The 24287-nt window shown below is 40.2% G+C and carries 24 protein-coding genes and 1 pseudogene; 8 read left to right on the plus strand and 17 right to left on the minus strand.

What is annotated here, in order from left to right; all coding sequences use genetic code 11:
• Window positions 1-154: 154 nt before the first annotated feature.
• The 4 genes from hypD (at window position 155) to hypB (ending at window position 3735) form a co-directional block, all read left to right on the plus strand.
• Complete coding sequence (gene hypD / locus V7K21_RS28000) at window positions 155-1339, plus strand: hydrogenase formation protein HypD (RefSeq protein ID WP_335179002.1); 1185 nt, start codon at window positions 155-157, stop codon at window positions 1337-1339.
• Window positions 1340-1415: 76 nt separating this feature from the next.
• Window positions 1416-2519, plus strand: a complete 1104-nt coding sequence (gene hypE, locus V7K21_RS28005) for a hydrogenase expression/formation protein HypE (protein ID WP_335179004.1) — start codon at window positions 1416-1418, stop codon at window positions 2517-2519.
• Between the two features lie 20 nt (window positions 2520-2539).
• Window positions 2540-2881, plus strand: coding sequence for a hydrogenase maturation nickel metallochaperone HypA (gene hypA, locus V7K21_RS28010; protein ID WP_335179006.1), 342 nt, complete (start codon window positions 2540-2542; stop codon window positions 2879-2881).
• A complete protein-coding gene (gene hypB, locus V7K21_RS28015) occupies window positions 2872-3735 on the plus strand; it encodes a hydrogenase nickel incorporation protein HypB (protein ID WP_335179008.1) in 864 nt (287 codons plus the stop codon). Before hypA ends, hypB begins: the two co-directional genes overlap by 10 nt.
• A gap of 106 nt (window positions 3736-3841) precedes the next feature.
• Here the strand turns inward: hypB and V7K21_RS28020 are convergent, their stop codons facing one another.
• The 6 genes and pseudogenes from V7K21_RS28020 to V7K21_RS28045 form a co-directional block, all read right to left on the minus strand.
• The gene (locus V7K21_RS28020) at window positions 3842-4216 is read right to left on the minus strand and encodes a hypothetical protein (protein WP_335179010.1); all 375 of its coding nucleotides are present in this window, start codon (window positions 4214-4216) and stop codon (window positions 3842-3844) included.
• A complete protein-coding gene (locus V7K21_RS28025) occupies window positions 4206-5213 on the minus strand; it encodes an LLM class flavin-dependent oxidoreductase (protein ID WP_335179012.1) in 1008 nt (335 codons plus the stop codon). The genes V7K21_RS28020 and V7K21_RS28025 overlap by 11 nt, the downstream gene beginning before the upstream one ends.
• Before the next feature lie 21 nt (window positions 5214-5234).
• Window positions 5235-5570 (minus strand): annotated as a pseudogene (locus V7K21_RS28030) (hypothetical protein).
• A gap of 349 nt (window positions 5571-5919) precedes the next feature.
• Window positions 5920-6231, minus strand: coding sequence for a hypothetical protein (locus V7K21_RS28035; RefSeq protein ID WP_335179014.1), 312 nt, complete (start codon window positions 6229-6231; stop codon window positions 5920-5922).
• 2 nt (window positions 6232-6233) lie between these two features.
• On the minus strand, window positions 6234-6530 hold the full coding sequence (locus V7K21_RS28040) for a hypothetical protein (protein WP_335179016.1): 297 nt from the start codon (window positions 6528-6530) through the stop codon (window positions 6234-6236).
• 39 nt (window positions 6531-6569) lie between these two features.
• Window positions 6570-6992, minus strand: a complete 423-nt coding sequence (locus tag V7K21_RS28045; RefSeq protein WP_335179018.1) for a hypothetical protein — start codon at window positions 6990-6992, stop codon at window positions 6570-6572.
• Window positions 6993-8021: 1029 nt separating this feature from the next.
• Here V7K21_RS28045 and cysK point away from each other — a divergent pair.
• Window positions 8022-8981: a cysteine synthase A gene (cysK, locus tag V7K21_RS28050; protein WP_335179020.1), complete on the plus strand. Its 960-nt coding sequence runs from the start codon at window positions 8022-8024 to the stop codon at window positions 8979-8981.
• Between the two features lie 288 nt (window positions 8982-9269).
• Here the strand turns inward: cysK and V7K21_RS28055 are convergent, their stop codons facing one another.
• The 8 genes from V7K21_RS28055 to fdxB form a co-directional block, all read right to left on the minus strand.
• On the minus strand, window positions 9270-9788 hold the full coding sequence (locus tag V7K21_RS28055; protein ID WP_335179022.1) for an ArsC/Spx/MgsR family protein: 519 nt from the start codon (window positions 9786-9788) through the stop codon (window positions 9270-9272).
• Window positions 9789-9883: 95 nt separating this feature from the next.
• Complete coding sequence (locus V7K21_RS28060; RefSeq protein ID WP_335179024.1) at window positions 9884-10495, minus strand: cupin; 612 nt, start codon at window positions 10493-10495, stop codon at window positions 9884-9886.
• Window positions 10496-10696: 201 nt separating this feature from the next.
• Window positions 10697-11182 (minus strand): hypothetical protein, encoded by a 486-nt coding sequence (locus V7K21_RS28065; RefSeq protein WP_335179026.1) that lies wholly within the window; start codon window positions 11180-11182, stop codon window positions 10697-10699.
• Between the two features lie 72 nt (window positions 11183-11254).
• Window positions 11255-11854 (minus strand): cytochrome c oxidase subunit 3, encoded by a 600-nt coding sequence (locus V7K21_RS28070; RefSeq protein WP_335179028.1) that lies wholly within the window; start codon window positions 11852-11854, stop codon window positions 11255-11257.
• Window positions 11855-12056: 202 nt separating this feature from the next.
• The gene (locus tag V7K21_RS28075) at window positions 12057-12221 is read right to left on the minus strand and encodes a hypothetical protein (RefSeq protein ID WP_335179030.1); all 165 of its coding nucleotides are present in this window, start codon (window positions 12219-12221) and stop codon (window positions 12057-12059) included.
• Window positions 12222-12343: 122 nt separating this feature from the next.
• A complete protein-coding gene (gene ctaD, locus V7K21_RS28080) occupies window positions 12344-14032 on the minus strand; it encodes a cytochrome c oxidase subunit I (RefSeq protein ID WP_335179032.1) in 1689 nt (562 codons plus the stop codon).
• A gap of 226 nt (window positions 14033-14258) precedes the next feature.
• On the minus strand, window positions 14259-15248 hold the full coding sequence (locus tag V7K21_RS28085) for a cytochrome c oxidase subunit II (protein WP_335179033.1): 990 nt from the start codon (window positions 15246-15248) through the stop codon (window positions 14259-14261).
• A 522-nt stretch (window positions 15249-15770) separates the two neighbouring features.
• Entirely contained in the window at window positions 15771-16064 is a 294-nt protein-coding gene (fdxB, locus tag V7K21_RS28090; protein WP_335179035.1) for a ferredoxin III, nif-specific, read from the minus strand.
• A gap of 1071 nt (window positions 16065-17135) precedes the next feature.
• Here fdxB and V7K21_RS28095 point away from each other — a divergent pair.
• Window positions 17136-18731, plus strand: a complete 1596-nt coding sequence (locus V7K21_RS28095) for a helix-turn-helix domain-containing protein (RefSeq protein WP_335179049.1) — start codon at window positions 17136-17138, stop codon at window positions 18729-18731.
• A 266-nt stretch (window positions 18732-18997) separates the two neighbouring features.
• On the opposite strand, the gene V7K21_RS28100 is transcribed toward V7K21_RS28095, so the two are convergent.
• The gene (locus tag V7K21_RS28100; RefSeq protein ID WP_335179037.1) at window positions 18998-19975 is read right to left on the minus strand and encodes a sucrase ferredoxin; all 978 of its coding nucleotides are present in this window, start codon (window positions 19973-19975) and stop codon (window positions 18998-19000) included.
• A gap of 1105 nt (window positions 19976-21080) precedes the next feature.
• On the opposite strand from V7K21_RS28100, the gene V7K21_RS28105 reads away from it, so the two are divergent.
• On the plus strand, window positions 21081-21833 hold the full coding sequence (locus tag V7K21_RS28105; RefSeq protein WP_335179051.1) for a Mut7-C RNAse domain-containing protein: 753 nt from the start codon (window positions 21081-21083) through the stop codon (window positions 21831-21833).
• Between the two features lie 18 nt (window positions 21834-21851).
• Here the strand turns inward: V7K21_RS28105 and V7K21_RS28110 are convergent, their stop codons facing one another.
• A complete protein-coding gene (locus V7K21_RS28110) occupies window positions 21852-22073 on the minus strand; it encodes a hypothetical protein (RefSeq protein WP_335179039.1) in 222 nt (73 codons plus the stop codon).
• Window positions 22074-22184: 111 nt separating this feature from the next.
• On the opposite strand from V7K21_RS28110, the gene V7K21_RS28115 reads away from it, so the two are divergent.
• Window positions 22185-23153, plus strand: coding sequence for an ROK family protein (locus V7K21_RS28115; protein WP_335179041.1), 969 nt, complete (start codon window positions 22185-22187; stop codon window positions 23151-23153).
• A 127-nt stretch (window positions 23154-23280) separates the two neighbouring features.
• Here V7K21_RS28115 and V7K21_RS28120 read toward each other — a convergent pair whose 3' ends face one another.
• Window positions 23281-23997, minus strand: a complete 717-nt coding sequence (locus tag V7K21_RS28120; RefSeq protein ID WP_335179043.1) for a hypothetical protein — start codon at window positions 23995-23997, stop codon at window positions 23281-23283.
• Window positions 23998-24287: the final 290 nt, after the last annotated feature.

The raw sequence follows: 24287 nt of genomic DNA on the forward strand, positions 1-24287 counted from the left end.
CCGCAGAGGCGCAGAGAAGCCAGTGCGTTGGGCGGGTTCCCCGACTTGTTCGCGCAGCGTCTCCGACAGGAGAAGCAACTGGCGCGGCACAGAGAGAAGAAAGAAATACTTAACTGTGCTGTATTGACATAAAACTTACTATTCGCTAATCCTTATGAAATATGTTGACGAATTCCGCGAACCTGAAAAAGCTGAAGCCTTACGCTGCGAAATCGCCAAATTATGCCAGCAGCTAGAAAAACCCATTAAAATTATGGAAGTATGCGGCGGGCATACCCACTCTATATTTAAATATGGTATCGAAGAAATTTTACCCCAAGCCATTGAACTAATTCATGGGCCTGGTTGTCCAGTATGCGTAATGCCAAAAGGGAGATTAGATGATGCGATCGCAATCTCCCAAAATCATAACGTCATCTTTGCTACCTTTGGCGACGCAATGCGAGTTCCTGGTTCCAATACTACTTTACTGCAAGCTAGGGCACAAGGCGCAGACATCCGTATGGTGTACTCTCCCCTAGACAGCCTGCAAATTGCTAGAGATAACCCCGATAAAGAAGTAGTCTTCTTCGCCTTAGGCTTTGAAACCACAGCCCCCAGCACCGCCTTCACCATCCTGCAAGCCGCAGCCGAAGAAATTTATAACTTTAGTATGTTTTGCAACCATGTCCTCGTGGTTCCCGCCCTCAAAACACTATTAGATAATCCCGACTTGCAACTGGATGGATTTGTTGGCCCTGGCCATGTCAGCATGGTAATTGGCACTGACCCTTATGAATTTATTTCCCAACAATATAATAAGCCAATAGTCGTCTCAGGATTTGAACCCTTAGATATTCTTCAATCGATTTGGATGCTATTGCAACAGCTAGTAGAAAATCGTTGTGAAGTCGAAAATCAATATAACCGAATTGTCCAAAAAAGCGGGAACACTGTAGCGCTACAAGCAATAAACAAAGTTTTCGCCATGCGAGATAGTTTTGATTGGCGTGGCTTGGGTGACATCCCCTATTCAGGATTACAAATTCAACCTGAATATGCCCAATTTGATGCCGAACTTAAATTTACCATTCCTAATCTCAAAGTAGCCGACCATAAAGCTTGTAAATGTGGAGAAATCCTCAAAGGAGTCTTAAAGCCTTGGGAGTGCAAAGTATTCGGTACAGCTTGCACACCAGAAACACCCATTGGTACTTGCATGGTATCTTCTGAAGGTGCTTGTGCAGCCTATTACAAATATGGACGACTCTCCACTATTGCCAAAAGAACAATCGCCCAAAAACCAAAAGTAACTATAACTCAAGAACCTCTCCCCGCCTGCGGCTTCTCTTCCGACTAATACATCTCACAAATACTCTGCATACCTTTGCGCTTCCCTCTGCGTACCTTTGCGTTAAAAACAAGTCAATTTTAATATGGATTTATCCTCCAAGAATCAAGTACAAAATCCTCTATTCCAGAAAATTGAACAAGTCCGCCGTCGCCAAGGGAAAGTGCGAGATACTCATATAACTCTTGCACATGGTAGCGGTGGTAAAGCCATGCGTGATTTAATAGATGATATCTTTGTCAGCAACTTTGATAACCCGATTCTCTCACAATTAGAAGACCAAGCCAGCTTCAATTTAGCCAGTCTCTTACAACAAGGAGACAGACTCGCATTTACTACAGATTCCTATGTTGTAGACCCGTTATTTTTTCCCGGTAGTGATATAGGAGAATTAGCTATAAACGGCACAGTTAATGATTTAGCTGTCAGCGGTGCTAAACCTTTATATTTAACTTGTAGCGTTATTTTAGAAGAAGGATTACCTATAGAAACGTTACGCCGTGTAGTAGCCAGTATGAAAGCAGCCGCGGAAAAAGCTAGTGTTCAAATTGTCACTGGTGACACAAAAGTTGTACATCGTGGTGCTGCCGATAAACTCTTTATTAATACTGCTGGCATTGGTATCATCCCGCAAGGAGTTAATATTTCCGCCCACAATATTCAACCTGGAGATGCCGTAATTGTTAATGGTGAATTAGGTAATCATGGGGCAGCAATTTTAATTGCCCGTGGAGAATTAGCTTTAGAAACTAATATTGAAAGTGACTGTCAGTCGTTACATAGTTTAGTGGAAACTATTCTCCATGCATGTCCCCAAGTTCATGCTATGCGAGATGCCACACGCGGTGGTTTAGCTACAGTACTAAATGAATTTGCCCTCAGTTCCGATGTAGGAATGCGTCTCTTTGAAGAATCTATTCCAGTGCGGGAAGAAGTTAACGGAGTTTGCGAAATTCTCGGTTTAGACCCGTTGTATTTAGCTAATGAAGGTAAGTTAGTTGTGGTGGTGGCAGCTAAATACGCAGAAACTGTTTTATCAGCTATGAAATTACACCCAGCAGGCAAAGATGCTTGTATTATTGGCGAAGTTATTCCCTCACCTCCCGGTATCGTATTGTTAAAAACAGTTTTTGGTGCTGAAAGGATTGTTGATATGTTAGTAGGCGACCAATTGCCACGAATTTGTTAATTTTTAATAGATTTTATAGTATGCACGAACTTGGAATTACCCAAAATATTGTGGCAATTGTAGCTGAACACGCTAAAGGCGCAAAAGTGCAGCGAGTTTTATTAGAAATTGGCAAACTTTCAGCCATCATGCCCGATGCAATCCAATTTTGTTTTGATATTTGCACTCAAGGCACAGTTTTAGCAGGGGCGACATTAGAAATTTTAGAAATTCCTGGCTTAGGGCGATGTCGCCAATGCGGTGCAGAAATTTATTTAGATAAACCATTTGGTATTTGTAACTGCGGTAGCGTGCAATTAGATTTAATTACTGGTGAAGAACTGAAAATTAAAGAAATAGAAATAGAGGACTTATGTGTGTAACTTGCGGTTGTTCTGATGATGGCGAAACGAAAATTACCAATCTGGAAACAGGTGAAACTGAGGATAATCACCATCATACTCACACTTTACCAGATGGTACTGTCATCACTCATTCCCACAGTCACGACACTCATATAGAAGCACCTCAAATTCATGCCAAAATACACAACACAACGATATCCTTAGAACAGGATATCTTAGCAAAAAACAACCTGCTAGCTGCCCAAAATCGGGGATGGTTTAAGGGTCGAAATATTCTCGCCTTAAATTTAATGAGTTCTCCCGGTGCAGGAAAAACAACTCTTTTAACTCGCACTATCAATGATTTAAAGCATCAATTATCTATCAGTGTCATTGAAGGTGACCAAGAAACTGCTAACGATGCCAAAAAAATTAAAGAAACAGGTTCTAAAGTCATCCAAATCAACACTGGAACAGGCTGTCATTTAGATGCATCAATGATAGACAGAGGTTTACAACAACTGAATCCGCCGCTGAATTCAGTTGTGATGATTGAAAATGTGGGAAATTTAGTTTGTCCAGCCTTATTTGATTTAGGAGAAAATGCAAAAGTCGTGATTCTCTCCGTCACGGAAGGAGAAGATAAGCCGATAAAATACCCGCATATGTTCCGTGCTAATGACATAATGATTCTCACTAAAATTGATTTGCTACCTTATGTAAATTTTGATGTTCAAAAGTGCATAGAATATGCTCAAAAAGTAAATTCTAAAATTCAGATTTTTCAAGTTTCTGCAACTACTGGTGCTGGCTTAGAGAATTGGTATGCGTGGCTAACTCAAAAGGTAACAAACTTGTCAACACTAATCTCTTCCCACTTGACGAATACCTAATGTTATAAAATTGCAATACCCTGCACTTTAGGAGTACAGGGGGGAAGACAGCGATAAGGATGAATAAGCTATATTTTGTGTGATTCCCAGTTCGTACTTATTTACCTCAAAGCCAATCTCGATAAGTTGATATTTCATTTATGCTGATTTCAAACGGCATCCCTTTGCCAAATGGGGGATAAACGCGGATTTTGCCATTTGTAGCAAACCGCTCTAACCTATTACCCAACTGGGGAATATTACTGACTATATGCCAGTAAGATAAGATGTCAGGGCAGTCAATTATTAGTGTTAGGATGCTAGCATTTGTTGTAAGATACCACTGACAATTAAATAACAGTACTCGTGTAATGCGATCGCAGGCTTGATAAAAGCATCTGCCAGTAGACTGTTCTAGTTCCATCTGCAACATTCTATCCTCTTTTGTTACCTCAGCGGGAGGTAAATCATCGGGAGGAAGCAGGTATAGTTTAGAAGACATAATTTCGCACCTCTTGGTTGTAGCGTGTCAAACTCTCCAAATTTTTTTGCATATTTGAAGACGAGGGTTTGAGTCCTAGCGTACCTAAATTTAATTCGTCCTGAAATTTATTGATTTTGTCTCGACAAGTCTCCACATCACCAATAATTGAGTTCTCAATCAAATAATCTTCGTCGAAACAAATGTTTGTGCGATCAAATGGTTTTTGGTTGAGATTGGTATTATTCTGCAATAATTGAGCCGAATTAGCTTTCATTTTCTGGCTGAATTGGCGGATGAAAGGTAATGCCTCACTCACTGCCTCATCAGATGTTTTGCCAACATAAAAAAAGCGTGCCAGCACAAAGTTTTCTGCACCACCAGAATTTAAGGCTCGATATTTAGCAACAGTATCCTTCAATCTCTCCAGAGAAAACGGCGGCCCACCCATCAAGCTGAAGGAATGTTTAGCAGCAAACTTGATACCGTCATCACCGCCAGTAGCAACATACACTGGTATTTGACTCTGCAATGGTTTTGGATAAATTGTCAGGCGATCGCATTGATAATGTTGCCCATTAAATGATACATCAGTTTCATATAACAGCTTCTGAATCAATGCGATCGCTTCTAGCATCTTGGGACGGGATTCACTTGGGAGTGTCGCAAAATGCTTGTTTTGTTGGGGGAAGGGGCCGCCTTTGGCAACTCCAAATAATAATCGTCCATTGCAGAGGTTATCCAAAGTGGCAATATCTTTCGCTACCCTAATCGGGTTATGGAATGGCAGTAACACCGCCGCAGTCCCTAATTGGATGGTTGAAGTCAATCCTGCTAGGTGTGCCATTAAAACCAACATGGACGGGCTGAGATTGGATTCACTAAAATGGTGTTCACTCACCCAGGCTTCCTCAAAACCTAAGTTTTCTGCCTGTTTTACCAACGCGACTTGCTCAAAGATGGCACGACGAGCATCTTGGTGATGATTATCGTAATTGCAGAAAATTCCAGTTTTCATTACTTATTTGTGATCGCTATTTTAGGTGGCAACCCACTGCAACTCCAACCATAGGCGTGGGTTGTTTTGTTTGAGCTTCGACATCGGATCGCGCAACAATCGCTTGGCATTCATACAGACTACTTGCACTAGACCCATGTTGTCTGCTATTTCTCTGAGTATTTATTTGTGAGCCTGCACATAGGAAATCATTTCATCAGAGCAATAAATTCCTATATATTGCAAGCGTCTGGCAGGCAGTCCCCAAAAACAGGTGATAACTTTCACATAACACCCATCTAATAATTCCCCAACTTGCGGGTAGTAATGGTTGAGGACTTTTGTAAATTCCTTGGCTAAGATGTCTTCAGCAATCATTTGAAATGATATTTTTGTAGCGTCCATCACGTTATTTAATATAACATAGTTTAGTCTATAAAATATGATAAACTAGCTGATATGCTTGGAAGAAAGTATTAAATGTTCAATTTCAAATTACATAAAAAAAAGAGGTGTACCTTATTTGGTTTCACCTCTTTTTTGCGTTCAGCACTTTTATTAGAAATTAAATATAAAAGTATTGGGATTAAAGCAGAAAACAGTTCTCCTGAAATTACCTAATTCCCAAACACAAATTACATTCAATTGAAAATTATAAATTCAACAAAAGTGCATTGAAGTAGCACATTTAAATTTTGAATTTATACAATTCAAATATTAAGTTTTGTTATCGAGTATTCCGTTCACAAACTAAGATCTCTGCTACGATATCTGGCACATTTTTAACGTCTGTGAATCCTTCAGAACCACCGATAGGTGATATAAATGTATAGTTTGGATCACATACTCCATTGTCATATACTTGAAGAAACCATCTATCTGGAAATCCTTGTACACCTAGTTCTACAGTATACCAACTCTCGCCAATCAGACGAGAGTTAAAGATTGTAAACCACTCCCTATTCTCTTCTGAAATGTTCCAATCTGCCATGAGCAGTTCTAAAGCTATTTGTCCCGCATCCGTTGAAGTCAACAGCATTTTTACTCCTTATTTGCAGCTTCAGGATTTGCAACTTCAGTATTGGGAACTTCAGTATTGGCAACTTCCGGGTATAAACCGAGTTCTTTAGCTAACTCACGCCCCACATAAAACAAAAATTGGGCACCATCTTGATTGCCTTGATGGGCAAACATAGTTGCTACTTGTAACATTGTTCCTACTAAGCCAGAATCAATCAATTCTGAGTGAGATTCTAAAACTTCTGGTTCCTGACCATTAGGGCATTTAAGTAACTCATCAATCAGATTAAAATACAGTTGTTCGCGTTGTTCTGTCATGATACTTTTGTTGAGTTGAGTGAGTAAATTGTGAATTGGTTACTGTTCGATACTTTGCTGCCATAGTCTTTCCAACATTTCAACTTGTTCTTTTAAAACAGCTGCACGATGAACAAGATATCTGTCGTAAAAGAGAATCCCAAACCCAATACAAATAGGGGTTAACAAGAAGAACCATTGTAGGATAGTGGCAAATTTATATTGTTCAGCAACAGTTAGCATTTGATGAACCACATTACGGTCAGAGAATTGGATGCTAGTCTGAGGGGAATGTGTACCTTCTGTCTGGGGAGGCAAGGTGGGAGAATCTGTACTACTCTTGTTAACTTCGCAGGCTAAATTCTGGGATTTTACTAACTCAAGATGTCGCTCCCAAACTATGCCAAATACTACTAGTTCTGGAGAAAGCACTGCTAAGGTAACTACGCAAACTATAAGAACATTTAAAAGTTTGGCTTTCATCTTGGCTCTCCCTTGCTAGGTAGTATCCACCCAGTAAGAAAATATCTTTTGCTGTTTATCCAAAGTAGTTATATATTTCTACCTTTCAAACAGTTTTGATATTAAAATATGTGTAATAGGTAATTTTCATAATCATTAGTTGTCAGTTACTTTTCTAATCACCACTGACTACTGACTACTTAAAATTTACCAACTTTGTCACAAAATGTAGAATTATTCAGTCAGAAATAACGCACTCAGATTCAAAGAATATAGTTTCATCCTACTCTCAAAAGAGGGATTAAGAAGTCCCCCCTAGTTCACTAAGCTTTCGCTCAGGAATGTTGGGGGGTAGAGGGGAATCTCTGCGTAAATCCTATACGATTTATATCAGCCGCTCTCTACAAAACAGTTTACTCTAGCCCCGTTAAGATTATTAAATTTATTAGAATAGTACTCAAAGCTTGTAATTCCCATCTGATAAGTCTTACAAAAATTTATTGGGGTATGGGTGCTAGTGTTTTTAGGACGGGGTTCTAGTATTTCCGAGGTGGGGTTCTAGTATTTATGCACTCAACCTCAAAGCAATATAAGCAACGCTTAAGGACTGTTTGTGATGCAATTTTGAGCAAAAGAAACCTGCACTCAAAATAAAATATCAATGTCTCTTGATAAAGATAGACTAATAAATTAGGAAAAACAATTAAATGTTTTGAAAGCAAATTATATTTTTATAACAAATAGAAAATATGGAAAAAAATCGTAAAAGTTATATATATACAGAATTAGAGAAATTGAATTTCAGCCCAAGAGGCAATAGTCAGCAATTCCAAATGGTAAAATAGAAGTATGGCTTGCCAGACCTCTGCTGAAGTGAGAATCAATGGGAACATCGGATAAAAGTTCTTCCTAAACTTTCATTTTTTGTGGTTGAGTTAGAATACATAGTATATGCACTCATGGACACTAAACTAAAAATTAAATACACAAAAGCTTATTGTTATAAATAAATATTCTGTACTTAGAATTAAGGATTTTAGGAGTTAAATAATGCAAATTGCTCAAGATGTAACAGAACTTATCGGACGAACTCCTTTAGTTCAACTGAACAAGATTCCTCAAGCTGAGGGAGTAGTAGCAAGAATAGTTGTCAAATTAGAAGGTATGAACCCAGCGGCTTCGGTGAAAGACCGCATTGGGTTAAGTATGGTACTCTCAGCAGAAGCAGCTGGCTCAATTTTCCCTGGAAAAACCATTTTAGTAGAGCCTACCTCAGGTAATACAGGAATTGCTCTAGCGATGGTAGCAGCGGCGCGTGGATACCGTTTGATTTTGACAATGCCAGAGACGATGAGCCAAGAACGACGAGCTATGCTCAGAGCTTATGGTGCGTCTTTAGAATTGACACCAGGTGTTGAGGGGATGCGGGGAGCTATTCGCAAAGCTGAAGAAATTGTAGCTAATACTCCCAATGCTTTTATGCTGCAACAGTTCCGCAACCCTGCTAATCCCAAAGTTCACCAAGAAACCACCGCAGAAGAAATTTGGGCAGATACAGACGGGGAAGTGGATATCGTTATTGCTGGGGTAGGTACTGGTGGGACAATTACTGGTATTGCAGAAGTAATCAAACAGCGTAAGCAGACTTTTCAGGCGATCGCAATTGAACCCAGTAACAGCCCAGTCCTCTCTGGTGGTGAAGCCGGTCCACATAAAATTCAAGGTATTGGTGCCGGATTTATCCCAGATGTTCTGCGTCTAGAATTGGTTGATGAAGTAATTAGAGTCAGCGATGAACAAGCGATCGCTTATGGGCGACGTTTAGCAAAAGAAGAAGGCTTATTGTCTGGAATATCCTCTGGTGCAGCTTTGTGCGCCGCAATTCAAGTAGGTAAACGTCCAGAAAATGCCGGACGCTTAATTGTGATGATTCAGCCTTCCTTTGGAGAACGTTACCTCAGCACACCCATGTTTCAAGACTTGTCCTTAGAAACTGCTGGTGTCCGTTAAGGAGAGTAGGAAAGGAGACAAGGTAGCAACAGAATCATCTGTACATACGTGTCAACTTACAGCAGAATTAAAGTATTTGAACCACATCTGTCGTAAGGGCACAGCAATGCTGTGCCCCTACCGCGTGGTCTATTTACCTGAAAATAGCTGTAAGCTAAAAGTCATATCCCGCCTGGAACTAAAGTTCCAGGCGGGTGAGTCAGCCAACAGTTAAGTTAGAAATAGCTTAAGTTGACACCAATGACAGCTGTATGCCCCTACTTCATGCAAACGAAAATTGCTGTAACACTAATGTTTACAGTTGCCTTGCTTTTCATGTTGTTGAGAACCGTGACCGTGATTACAGTCACTCTGCTGATTATGCTGTTTCTGACCACCATCGTTACCGTGGGCGCAATTTTGCAAATCCTGGTTCATCAGGTTTTCGCTCATTTCTCGCAAAGACTCATCCGCTGGCTTTAAGCCAATCCAAGTATCAATCTTTTGTACATCGAATCCTACCTCGCGGCGATCGCCTATTTCTAACAAAGGACGGCGAATTAATAGTGGCTCTCTCAACATCAACTGCAAAGCGGTTTCTGCATCGATTTTTTCAGGAACTATTTCACCAGATTTTATCTTTGGGGAGGAAGGATTAAACCATTCGGCTACGGGGTGATCGCCAAAGAATGAACGCAAACGTTCAACTGTCCAAGGTTCTGTTAACAGGTTGTATGCTACCACCTCATGACCAGCAGCTGTTAGCAAAACTTTTTGCTTAGTACCACCTTGACAGCCTGGTTTGGTATAGAAAATTACTCTTGCCATTTAGCTACCTCCTAATTACTCAATTGTTTGTAGTTGGCGCTTTAATGCTAAAGCACCAATTACGAACCGATGAAATTAATCCTGACGATTCCTAATTAAAAATTCCTAGCCTTATCGGTAACTGAGTCAAACTCAAATCTCTCTTTGGGATCAGTTTCGCCGTAAACATTAAAAGTCACAGTTGGTTGATCACCGACTGCTTCTACACTGTGAATTGCATCGGGAACGAAGCTGATAATATCTCCCGGAAATAAAGTTACCTCTCCCGTAGGTTCAATTTTGTCCTGAAATTCTGGGCTATGGGTGCGTCGCCAAAAAGTATTTTTTTCTTGACCTTTTAACACCGCTACTATTCCCCATGTCCCATGATTATGAATGGTTGATCGGGTTCCTGGTGCAAATGTTACTGTTTGCACTGTCAACGGAAAACCTAATTCATCGTATAGGAGTGAAACAGAGGTTCCCGTTTTGGGCGAAGGCTCTAAATATTGACTTTGCACCCAGTAAGAATTTACTATCAAACGCCTTACGAGCATCTGAAGTTCTGGTAGACGACTGGCTTCATCGTCAACGCTATTGAGAACATCTTCCACCTCAGTTAAAAATCGATAAAGGCGGTAATTTTCTCTCAATAAATCCCATGCTCTCACAGATTTACAGGCTTGATACTGACCGTCCCCCGTTAGCAGCCAATCCTTACCTTTCATACTTTTAAATTGATAGCTTATAAGATTGGAGGACAAGGAGCGGAGAGACATTAGGAAGACTGCCTACATCAAGTTTAGTAGGTACGTTAATAGGAGGAATGATAGAGTTACTATTAGTACCCGCTCCCAAGAGGGAGTAAGAGGAATATGACGTAGTAGATAACCAATTGTTCATGATTGTTCACCTTAATTGTTGACTAATTAATCATCTTCTTCTGCTGGACGTGTCAAAATATCCAGGAGAATTCCGGCTCCAAAATCATTCTTTTCGTCTATTTCTTTGACTTTGGTGCTGATTTCTTTTGCTTGCTCAAGTTCTCCTAAATTTGCTAGTACTAATCCAGAAGCAGCATAAGCATTTAAGTACAATCGGGTTTGTGGGTATTCTTTGCGATTGACTAATATAGGCTTAAGTTGCTCCCAGTCATCAGGAAATTTCTCTCGTTCTTTAATTTTATCTAATAACTTGACTGTTGTTTGCAAAGCAAAAAAATAATTATTTTTATAATATAAATATCTATATGCTGCTACCAATACATCTGTATTTTCACCAGTTTCGGCTAAAGCTTGTTGAATATACTTTTCCGATTCTGACGTATTCTCCCAGCTTTGTGCAGCTAGAATTAATAAATTTTTTATTTTCTCTGGAACCTGGAACCATGAGAATTTGTTTGCATCAAGTTGCATAATAATCTCTTTGAGAGTTAGAAGTTAGGAGTGAGGAGTTAGAAATTCTTAACTTGTAACTCCTCATTTTTGTTAAAACAGAGTAAGAACGTACACTAGGGTAAACAGAACAATCCAGATAATGTCTACGAAGTGCCAGTAAATTTCTGTCATTTCGATGAAAGTATGATTGGTTGCAGAATATTCACCGGGACGGCGCGATCGCCACAATACACGTAATATCAATAACAGTCCCACAAAAACGTGCAAACCGTGGAACCCAGTCATGATATAAAAGCAGTTGGCGAAGACGTTGGTAGTCAGACCATATCCTAAAGTTGAGTACTCATAAACCTGACCACCCAAGAAAATTGCCCCCATGATTGCAGTAATTCCATACCACAGTTGCATTCCCTTGACATTATTCTTTTTAATCGCTGTATCACCGAAGTGAATCACGAAACTACTGGACACCAGAATAATGGTGTTAATCGTCGGTACAAGTAGTTCTACTTCACTTCCTTCTGGAGGCCAAACTGCTGTAGTACCTCGGAAAAACAAATAAGTGGCAAAAAATCCCCCAAACATTAGGGATTCAGAGGCGAGGAATGTCAACAGTCCCCAAACTCTTAAATCTGGATGTTCTTCATGTCCTACACTGTGATCTTCGCTCGTCGTTGTAGCTATAGTCATAGATTTATTGACAATATTATCCACTGTGTCTGTTGTGGAAGTTTGAATAAAGAATGAAGTTTAAAGCGGCAAATTTTCATTCCTCATCCAAAATCCTTATTTAACCAAACTCTTCACTTGTTCAGGAATTCTCAAAATTCCGGGTTTCAAGTTCCAAGCTCGGAGTTCCGAGTTCTAATCTCGGAGTTCCGAATAATAATGCTCAAATTTCGAGTTCCAAGCTCGGAGTTTCGAGTTCCAAACTTGGAGTTTCGAGTTCCAAACTTGGAGTTTCGAGTTCCAAGCTCGGAGTTTCGAGTTCCAAACTTGGAGTTTCGAGTTCCAAGCTTGGAGTTTCAAGTTCCAAGCTTGGAGTTCCGAGTTCCAAGCTCGGAGTTCCGAGTAATGATGCTCAAGTTTCGAGTTCCAAGCTTGGAGTTTCGAGTTATCAAATCAAATAACTAGAAATTGCAGTCACCTTGAGAGCGATCGCAGTACTCACTCTACTAACTAAGCAGTAGCTTCCGGTGTTGCAGATGGCTGTATTTCAATACTGTTACCATGACCGTAGTCATAAGGCCCATGAGTCACAACCGGCAACACTTCCCAGTTTTCAATTGCAGGTGGTGAGCTAGTTGTCCATTCTAAGGTCAAAGCTTGCCAAGGATTATCACCTGCCAAGGGGCCCTTCAGCCAACTATAGATAATATTGATGGCAAAGGGAATTACCGATATCCCCAAAACAATTGAACCATAGGTACAAATTTTATTGAGGTCGATAAATTGGGGGTCATACATTGCCACTCGTCGCGGCATTCCTTGCAAACCCAACTCGTGCATGGGTAAAAAGGTCAGATTAGTGCCGATGAAGGTGAGGGCGAAATGAATGCGACCCCAGGTTTCATTCAGCATTCGTCCGGTCATTTTGGGGAACCAGTGATAAATGCCGGCGTAGATGCCAAACACGGAACCGCCAAACAGGACGTAGTGGAAATGTCCTACTACATAATATGTATCGTGGACATGAACATCAAAGGGGGCTGTTCCCATCGTCACACCGCTTAAGCCGCCCATGACAAACATGGACAATAAGCCAATGGCGAAAAGCATCGCGCTGGTGAAGCGGATTTTACCACCCCAAAGGGTAGCAACCCAGGCAAAAATCTTAACGCCAGTGGGAACTGCAACTATCAGCGTGGAGATGGTGAAGAACATCCGCATCCAACCGGGTGTGCCACTGGTAAACATGTGGTGTACCCAGACGAACAAACCCACAGCGCAGATTGCCACACTAGAATAAGCGATCGCTTTATAGCCAAAGATTGGCTTGCGGGAGTGAACTGGAATTACCTCCGACATGATGCCGAAGATGGGCAGAATCATTAAATATACTGCCGGGTGAGAATAAAACCAGAATAAGTGTTGATAAATTACAACGTTACCGCCTGCATCTGGTTTAAAGAAGGAAGTACCAAAGTTGAGGTCAAACAACAGCAGAATTAAACCCGCTGCTAATACAGGTGTGGAGAGAAGTGCTAGCAGGGAGGTTGCCAAGATTGCCCAGCAAAACAAGGGTACTTGATCCCATTTCATGCTAGGAACCTTCATCAACAAAATGGTAATCACGAAGTTCAGTGAACCCAAAATTGAGGAAGTTCCTACCAAGACGATCGCAAGTATCCACATAGTTTGAGCGATAGGTGCTGTCACCAAGCTCAAGGGTGGATAAGCTGTCCAACCAGATTGCGAACCGCCAAAGATGAAACTACCTAAAATGAGCGCACCTGCTGGTGGATTTAACCAAAAGGCGATCGCGTTCAGCTTCGGGAAAGCCATATCCCTAGCACCGACCATCAAGGGCACCAAAAAGTTACCAAATCCCCCAATGGCGCTGGGGACAATCCACAGGAAGATCATAATCGTCCCGTGATTAGTCATGAAAGCGTTATACAGATTGGGGTCGAGTACGTCTGATTCTGGTGTTGCTAATTCGACCCGCAGAGCGATCGCCATTAGCCCGCCGATCAGATAGAACACGAACGCCGTTACTAGGTATTGGATACCAATAACCTTGTGGTCAACATTAAATGTAAAATAGTCTTGCCATTTCCACGCCTGCGGATGGGAGGTATGGCCAACTACCATTTTCGGTTTATTTTCTTCTGGTGGAGTATTCCGGGGAAATTCTACCTGCGTCATATTTTTTACCACTATGCGGAGTCTAGGGTCAAACGTCCAAAGTAATTAAATGTGACTCTTGACCTGCAATTTTAGATTTTTGATTATGGATTTTGGATTAAAAGAATCTTTTGGTTTATGTCCCGTCCCTTCTGGGTGGAACCAATCTAAAAGACTCTCCTACGGACGCTCGTTCTTCTCTACAAAACGCTGCGCTATCGCAAATCTAAAATCCAAAATCGTTTGACTAATGACTCATGACTACTGACTCTAGAGTTGCTGCACTAATTCCCATATCATGGGTGTGGGGTGCGAGAAACTCTGATATTGATAAGTCGGCTGGATTAACAGCAACGACTTGATTTAGGTTTTGCTGTTGAGCAATCTGGTTTTCTGTCCGCCAGCTTTTATATTCTTCTGGTGTGTGGACAATTACCTGTGTGCGCATTGAACCGTGATAACCACCGCACAACTCAGCACAAACTACGGGATATGTACCTGGTTTGGTGGCGACAAATCGTAGTTCAGTAGGGATACCAGGAAGCGCATCTTGCTTCAAACGAAAGTTTGGCACCCAGAATGAGTGAATCACATCTTGTGCTGAAAGGTTGAGTTGCACATCAGCACCGACGGGAATGTGCAATTCCCCAGAGGTAATGCCACTATCGGGGTAGTTAAATAACCAGGCGTACTGCATCCCTTTGACATCAACAACTAAGTCGGCTGGTTTGTTTAGGGTTTGAGGAGACGCGCCGATACCAATTGTTGGGGCAATTGATGGGGCAGTTGTTGCTTGAGAAGTATCGCTTAATGTGGCAGCAAGAGCGGTTCCCGGCATCTGAGCAACATGAGCTGCTGAATGAGGATGACCCGCAGGATCAAAGCCTCCCATTCGGTTGAAAACATCTACACTGTAGATGCCCAAAAGGAGGACAATCACTGTTGGAATTGCTGTCCAAAAGACTTCTAAGGGCAAGTTACCTTCTATTGCCACCCCATCGGTATCGTCACCCCGACGGTGACGAAACTGAATCAAAAAAACTACAATGGTTCCTTCTACCACTAAGAAGAGAGCGATCGCAATGGTAAACATGACGTTGAAAAAACCGTCTACCAAAGGCGCTTGAAGCGAAGCTTGCACCGGCATTAGAGTGTGGTTTTGACCAATCCAAATGCTGATTGCTGTAACTACTATCCCAGCAACCAGAGTCCATAGTGAAACAGGAACTTGTTGCATACATGCTACCTGCTTTGTAAACCGTCTTTAAAGGTGTGATTTTCTGGGTTTTGGGCATTGGGCATTGTTATCTATTCCCTATTCCCCATTTCCCATTCCCTGTTTGTAACTACTAGATTTTACATTTTCACAGGGCAGCGTTTTTTTGTTTTCACTTATTAACTTTCTAACGTGTAGCTAGAAAAAAGGGGAAAAACTTCCAGATTTTTTCCATATCTTTCCCCCATCAAATTAAAAATTATATTTCCACTCCTCTGACAAAGGTAGCCCCCTGCTTCCAGAAAAGCTAGTTGTTCCAAGAGGGCACTGTTAGTCCTAATATTGATTAGGCTATATTAGCAGCAAGTTTAAATTTGATAATAGCTAACAATTTGCGATTTACGAATATGTTTACTGTGAACTTTTTATCTAGTTACAGTAAATATTTAGTATTCCCCTCAAGTTACCTTGCCTAGCGCATATGCACTTTATACAAACAGTGTTTACTTGAAGAAACAACAATTTCGACTAACTCTAAAAACCTTAATTGTTTAATACAACATGGGTGTAGCAGTTCTTGGGACAAATCCGTGAACACGCTTCACAACCAATACAGTTATCTGGAGAAGTAACTGCCATTACTTTGCGTTCAACTTCTTCATCATCTTCATCTTCCACAAATTCCCCTTCTTCATTGAGTGCCTTCAAACCTAGCACATTGTACCCGCATACTTTAACGCATCTGCCACAGCCGATACATTTTTCTTTGTCAATTTCGTGAGCAAATTTTGGTGTCCAAGTCTTACCGCCAAATGTCAAACCAGTGAGTTGTGCCATGAAGAAATCCTCGGCAATTTTGCCTGTCAATCTGTTTGGACTTTAATCATATTATCCTAATATTTTCTTTATTTATATTCAAATTTTACTTTTGTCTCATCAAATTTAGATAACCTTGAACACAAATTTATATTTTTTTATTTCAAATAATAGATGAAATTTATTCACAATAATAATTACGAATGTTTAAGTTTTCCTCGTTCCGATGCTTCGTATGGGAACGCATTCATAGAGTCTCTGACTCAATGTTTGACTGGAGGCAGCAGCCCTTAATCAAGCATTACTATGCAGAGCATAGTAACAAGAGAAGGAAAAATTGAGAGTTTGCAACCTACCTCCGTGGGTAAAGCCTTGTGTAGATGCAGTTTCTAACCGCCGATTTAACTATTATTTCTAGCAAATACAACTATATCTATAATAGTAATGATATTTTTTTTCAACTATATTTATGTTTAGGCAAATAAATATAAATAAACAGTATACTTATATACAAAATCATATGTTCGTTAGCTACAATTTCATATATGCAATATGTATTTTATAAAGCAACAATAATTATCAATTTAGTTTGATTAAAATATTTAGATAATTGCTCACAAAATAAATATTGTTTTTTGCCATTAATAAACAGAATTAATTCATGAATAAACTGTGATTTTTATGGCAGAATATTATCATGCATCAAATATTAAAGTTATTAATAAATCAGAGAAAATCCAATTAAAATAGGCTTGAATATATCATAAAAAGAGTTTATGGTGAAAGATAAAATGTTCATTAAGTACGTAATTAAATAAATATTAAGTTTTTTTTTAAGCTCAGGAGGAACAAACTCATCATTTTTTTTATGAAATGTATAGTTAATAAAGAAGTTTTATTAGGCTTAATTTTAAAGCCTTAAATAGCTTCCAATTGGATGCGAAGTCAAAATATGGATGTGGGGAGTGAATGTGGTGAGAAAAGATTATTCTCGCCAGAAAAATAATGTGGTAGCGAGTCATGAATAAACAGGACTCATCCAGGGGAGACCTGAGCCAGACATCTCAACGATTAGAGTGGGAAAAGAGCCATATGCCTTATACAATTCCTAACAACAGTTGCGTTGGATGTGACAACTGCCGCCCCCAATGTCCTACGGGTGCAATCAAAATAGAGAACAATGAATACTGGGTTGATCCTGGTCTTTGTAATAATTGTGAGGGCTATTATTCAGAACCCCAATGTGTGATAGCCTGTCCAATTAATTCTCCAATTCCCTGGCAGGCGAAAAAGGGGAGATGCAAAGTTGAACCTAGAGATGCTACTAGCTTAGACTTGTTTTCTAACGGCAAGAATAACCCATTTGCTTCGGCGATCGCTATTTGGGAAGCTTGTAATGTACTAGCGCAACGCACATCGCTACATTGGGAAGCTGATGAAGAAGGCTACCTATCTTATGGGCGACAAGTCAACCAAGGCCGAGGTGCGATCGCTTTTCACATCCAAGATCCATTTAAAGTTAGCGACAAGGCCACAGATTTAGCAGCAATTGAGGGACTTGACATTAGAGCCGCTTGCATACATCTGATTTTTGCAGCTTATGCCACAGCCTTAGAGCAACCTTGGGAGCAAGAATTTGCGATCGACGAGCGACAAATTGAGAAATATTTGGGGATGGAGAAACGCAAAGACTTGAGCAAAGCTGCCAAGCTAGCTTTAATGAAAAATATCGTTCAGCAAGCTTGCTCACTGATTATCTCGATTGATTGGCCTCAACAAGGTCGAATTAACGGATTCTCTGTTACAGGCAGCCGCTTATGGCACTTGGTGGACATTCAGCACCACTTTCAAGAAGACAATCTTGGATGCAAATATCTTGTTGGGCTAACTTTTAAAGTCAGAGCAGGCGTATGGGCACAATATTTCTTAAACAAACAAGCATGTAAAGAGCGAACTGCATTCTATCAATATGGTACTCTCCCTAAAACGCTACTTACCACAGTCATGAGCATTTGGCAGCAACATGAAGGTGCAGTCCGACTAATGTTGTGGTTGCTGTTTAAAACCAAAATGGGCAAAGAACAACGCATTACTATTCCTACCTTGCTGCGTATCGCTTACGGTGAAGAAAAAGTCGCCCTTGCATCTAGACAACGGGAAGAACGCAAACGTCTACTGCGAACTTTTGAAAGCGATTTGGAAATTCTTAATCATTATGGAATGAAACCACTTTTCGACCCAGTTACTTACCCACCAGAAATTCAACCTTTGTGGGCAAAGTTAGTTGATCTTCCTGAAGATCCAGATGAAGCATTAGAATTTTGGACTAATGACGGTGGTGCTGAAACTCGCCTCACAGACACAGGCCCCCGTGGGAAGTGGAATCTGCTAATGAATGCGCGGATTTTGGCTTTTGAACTCCCACCAGAGTGGGAACAGCAAATCTCAGAATCAGAAAAAAAGAAAACAAGAACTGCTAAAGCCAAAAGAAAGCCTAAAACTACAAACGATTTGCTGGGTGAACAGATTTTGGAGGCGCGAGTAAATTTGAATCTTTCCCAGAGAGAGTTGGCAAAGCTCACAAATAAAAGCCAAAGCTGGATTCGAGATATCGAAAATGGTCGTTTAAAAGTCAAATTAGAAGACCAAGTACTGTTACGAAAAGTGCTAAATATGGGTCAATCTTGATTTTGGATTTAGAATTTGGATTCTAAATGAGGAGTTATACCAATTTTATAAAATCAGGCTACAGATACAAGCCTGGAAACCCAGATGAAATCTGACTGACTTTCTTAATTATTCTCTTCTGCTGCGTCCGCTTTGCGTACCTTGCTTCTCCGTAGGAGTACGCAGCGTTAGGCAGTTCGCGTCATATAGAGAGCGTCATTACGAATTACGAATTACGAATTATGAATTACGAATTACAAATTAGGTAGATGCATACCTCTAGCTTTTTATGCACTATAACTTATCACCTTACTAGAACTAAGCCAAAGACTAGCTACAGCATATTTTGTGACGACCAACTCTTGTGTAGCATTGCATGAACTCTTCAGTTGTTGAGTCTTAGTTTCATCTTTCACAAGTTTAGCCTGGTAAGTGTAGAGAGAACCAGAAGGTTGTTCAAAACTTAGCTCACCCAGAATAGTATTATTGTCTAAACTTTGCTCCAAAATTTTGCCTGCAACTTTGTAGTTAAACCAATCCCATCCATTGCAGAGGATTAGTTCTCTTTCCAAAATCTGAAGTGCAGCAGGCAGAATTCCCCAGCCTCGATAGACTTTATTTAAGTATTGAATATCGCCAGTCCGAGTCAAAATTGATCTAAATGAATCTTGATCGATACGACCGTAGTATCTTCCTTCTGGCAAGTCTATGACTGTTGGTGCAAAGCGATGTCCACCAAAGTGTGATGATTTCCAAACTCGCACATTGTCCAAGCACAAATCAGCATTACTCGCTGTAACATTGAAGTAAAAGGGAGCGCCATATCTGGCACAGCACTTATCATGGCTACCGTGGGTACACACTAAAATATCTTTAGTTGCACTAGTTTCTACCTCAGAATTAGAACTGATACCCCATAACCATTTTTGCACAACTGCTGCTACTTGCTCAATATTCGCTAGCTTAAACTCTTGCTTATGGTATCCATTACTTAGCCCCTCTTCTTTTTGATAAATCAAAAGCGTAGTGTGGTTTACTTTGTGTGATACATCATTAGCAATTAAGAGGAATCTAATCGGTAGTTTAGCACGCTTCACTTCCTTTACCAAAATCCTTAAATTCTCAGGCACCCATTTGGAATTAAAGGCTTCTGATGTCCAAGGTAAAAGACACTCAACTAAAATATAAGTTTGATAATTAGTGGCGCTACCAATGACATCTTCTCCCGCTTGCTGTGAATCATCAGAACAAAAAAAAGTATTCATCTCGCTGTACTCATTAGCATATTTTATGGACAAAAGGTATTACAAAATGCAATTGTGTTCTTAGCTACAATGCCCTTGGCTAAAGGAGATAAAAAAGAACAATATTCATTTTCCATTTCAAACTAGGTAGGCACTTAATAACATCATTATTGATCAAGGTCTTTCCGGTTAATAAATTATCCATAATAGAGATAAACAGCGTCAAGATAGATTTTTCCGTATGAGCGGTGTTAATTTTGTATGTAGTTTTATTGCTATTTGGTATTTTATAAATTTTCACTTGTTGAAACTCGGCTTTTCAGAACTTGGTTTTTTCCCAAAATCAAATATGTTCAATTTTGTGCAATTGCTTGGAGAGTAATAGGCAATAAACTTCCTTATAATATCGATGTAGCTGATATTACAATCAAAAATATTTCAGTAGCAGCATAGTTATTTGAAGTTTTGCTGAAATTATCTACATAGCTAGTTACAATGCCTGTTTTTATACATAAAGATATAATTTTGTAATGATATTCTAAGAAATATATTTCTAAAGATAGATGCGAAAACACATGAACAAAATATAAATAATTTGGTAGTCTGATACTGTTTTAAAACTTTTTTCTCACTATCTGTTTTTCACGTATTTATCCATATATCTATATTGAGAATTTTTCTCAATTTAATAAGAAAAATAAAAACAATTAATTTAGGGGTAAATGCTTTAGTGCCCCTTACTTCTGCCCCATAAGTTAATGTTTTAAACTAGTGACTAATTATTAGCAGCGTCACTGACATCAACATTAACAAACCTGTTATTTACCCTTTTACCTAATCTAACTTCCTGAAGCTCATGTCAGGGTTTGATTATATCCATCTGCCTTGACTGTAACTGAACTCAATAATAAATGCAAGTATTTGAGAATCTTTATAATCTCTTTATACTTTGTCGCCTGTAGAAGGTTGGTTAAATCAAGGTTAACAGGCATTTTCTAGTGAAGATAGCTCACTTGAGTAAGCATTGATTCTTTGAATACAATAGATAAAGTTTGGTAATTGTAACTAATTGTTGCCAGTAGGGGTACATATCTGTGCTACCCTACTAGTCCAAATATCTCTGGCTATGGCGATCGCATATTTCTATTTTCATGCAGAATTGAATCATTTTTTACCACGGCATCACAAGCAAGTGAGAATCTCGCATTTTTTTGAGGAGAAAGCCTCAATTAAGGACATGATTGAGTCTTTGGGTGTCCCTCATCCAGAAGTTGATTTTATAAATGTTAATGGTGAATATGTAAATTTTTCTTACATAGTTTCGGATGGAGATACGATTAATGTTTCTCCAATTTCAGCTAGGGGTGTTGTTATACCAAGCGTTTCGGTTCTACCAAAAACGCTCAGTATTATCCGTTTTGTTTTAGATATTCATTTAGGCAAACTAGCGACATCTCTACGACTTTTAGGCTTTGATACTTTATACCGAAATGACTATGAGGATGAGAAATTAGCCGAAATATCCTCCAGCCAAGGGCGGATTCTCTTGACTCGTGATAAAGGTCTATTGATGCGTAGTTTAGTAACGCATGGGTATTACGTTAGAAACACTAACCCTCAACAACAAATTTTAGAAGTACTGCAACGCTTTGACTTGTTTAAATTAATCTCACCATTTAAACGGTGTTTGCGTTGCAATGGATTATTAGAGCCTGTAGATAAGCAATCGATCATTGACCAAGTGCCAGAAAATGTCCGATCGCAGATTGATCAATTCCAGCGTTGTCAAGACTGCGATCGCATTTATTGGAAAGGTTCACATTATGAACGATTACAACAGTTTATTGATGGAGTAGTTAACTCACAAAGTGGTAAGTAATTTAGTCATGATAATTATTTATCCAGCTGAAATATTCCCACTAATTATTTGACTACCGCCGATTCTTGGATCTTCATCTTCGCGATTCAAATCATCAGGAGTGGGGTTTTGCTTACTCTGTCCACTAACTTCGTCTGGTTCAATGATATTTGCCTCTTGGGCTTTATCCATATCAAGAGAGCGAGGAGGTTCTTTGGCGTGAGAGAAATCTATAAGTGGATTGGGTTGATCGGGAGTCATAAGTTGCTAAATGATCTAGTTTTCTTTAGTGTTGAATTTATTTTGCTTGCAAGCATCTTTATTGAGAAAGAAACCACCTATTGTAATAATTCAAAAGACGTATAAAAAACTATGACAGTAATTTTAGCTCTCGATTTTGGCGGAACTAAGCTGGCGGCAGCATTGGTAAATATCGGTTCTAGAAAGTGGTTGCGTTATGAACGTCGTCTCTCGCCAGCGAATGCAAATGCTAATAGTGACTTGGAAATTATGCGATCGCTCATTTACTCGCTGCTGGAAGACACAAAACCAGCTGCGATCGGTGTCAGCTTTGGCGGGCCAGTTGACGCTTCCACGGGAACGGTGCGACTATCTCATCATGTGGCTGGATGGGAAAATATTCCCCTCAAAGGTTTGTTGGAAAAGGAGTTTGGTGTTCCTGTGGGTGTGGACAACGATGCTAACGTTGCTGCTTTGGGAGAACATCGTTTTGGTGCGGGACAGGGATACGATAGTTTGTTTTACATCACTGTCAGCACTGGCGTGGGTGGTGGTTGGATACTCAACGGTAAACCTTGGCGGGGTGCTGGTGGAATGGCTGGCGAAATTGGACACATGGTTGTAGATCCTGCTGGACCAGTTTGTTTATGTGGGAAGCGGGGATGTGTAGAACGTTTGGCTTCTGGGCCTTATATGGCGCAAAATGCTAGGGAAATTTTAGAAAACGAACCGCCAAGAAGCCAAGGACACCAAGGCAAAGAGGTGTTGAGAGGTTTGGTGGGGGATAATTTAACGTTATTGACAGGGCAATTGGTAAGTGAAGCTGCGGCGGCTGGAGATGATTTGGCTAAGGAAGTTTTGCACAAGGCTGCTTGGGCGCTGGGTGTGGGTATTGGTAATGTAGCGAACCTGATGAATCCACAGCGCTTTGTGTTGGGAGGCGGTGTAACGAAGGCGGGGGAGGATTTCTGGCAGGTGATGCGTCAAGTGGCGCAGGAGACAGCTTTGCCGGAAGTTGATTTTGAAATTGTGCCGGCGGTGCTGGGGGATGATGCGCCTTTGTGGGGGGCTGTGGCTTTAGCAGAAAAGGGTATGGCTTGAAAGGCGAAATGGCGATCGCTTTTCTGTAGTTTTTTTAGGTTACTTATTAGATTCTTTAACTACAAGTTATTAGGCGAAGCCCTTATCAATAACACACATAGTAAGCAATTTGGAGTAATGGAAGAAATTACCTTTTCGGTTTTTGCCTGTAATGTCCCCTCACCCAATGACCGTTTCTTGGATGAGCTTTGACGTAGACATAATCACTTTTATTTAAAATTCTCCTATACTCTTCTAGAGTAATCTTTGCCTGAGCCGCCTCTTTTAGAGGAGGTTGTGCTTCCTTTTTTGGTGGATATGGGGGAGTTGGTTGTGCCGGTTTTTGAGATGGCGGTTGAGATAAGTTTCTCAGAGGAGGTTGTGCTTCCCTTTTTGGTGGCGCGTATGGGGAAGTTGGTTGTGCTGGTTTTTGAGATGGTGGTTGAGATGAACTTTGAGATGGTGTCTTTGTTCGTTGATTAACCCGTTGTTTGAATTTAGCCGCAGAAGTAGCTCTGATATTGCTGACTTGATATCTTAGTTGATCAAAAGCAGGAAACTGATTTGTAATCTCAGGATTTCTGTGAACGAATTTTCCAAGTAAATCTTGAGCCAAAGCTGAGGTCGCAATTACCTTTTGAAGTTTGTATGTATCCTCAATAGCATTTAAATCTGCTAGTTTTTCACAGGAAAATTCATAAAATAGACCGAAGCTACCGGCTAATCCTCCAAACACCACCATAGCCCAGTATAATTGAGCGAGTTGTCCCAGAGTAATATAACCGACCATACACAAAATAGCTAGTGTCCAACTCCAGTCAACTATTTCTTTAATCCGCTGAAAATGCTGGCGCAGTGATAACATTTAAGGATACTGAAAAAGTTAACTATTAGGCGTAGACTTCTTTTGAGGTACTGAGCATTTCAAGAAAATAGGTTTAGGCCTATCTGGGTTACTTTTCAAATTTAAATCTTGCTTATAAGGCTCACAATAATTTTTATATATGCGAACTTTAACGTAGTCTGTAGTTGGTATTTGAACTCTGAAAGCGCCTAAATTAGTAACCGTTCAGGGGGTGCGCCTGCGGCGCACCAGCCAACAATAAGCGTTGTAGCTATTTGACTATAAGGAGTGCTAGCACACAGATGCTCACG

It is taken from the genome of Nostoc sp. (assembly GCF_036919595.1).
Classification (GTDB): Bacteria; Cyanobacteriota; Cyanobacteriia; order Cyanobacteriales; family Nostocaceae; genus Nostoc.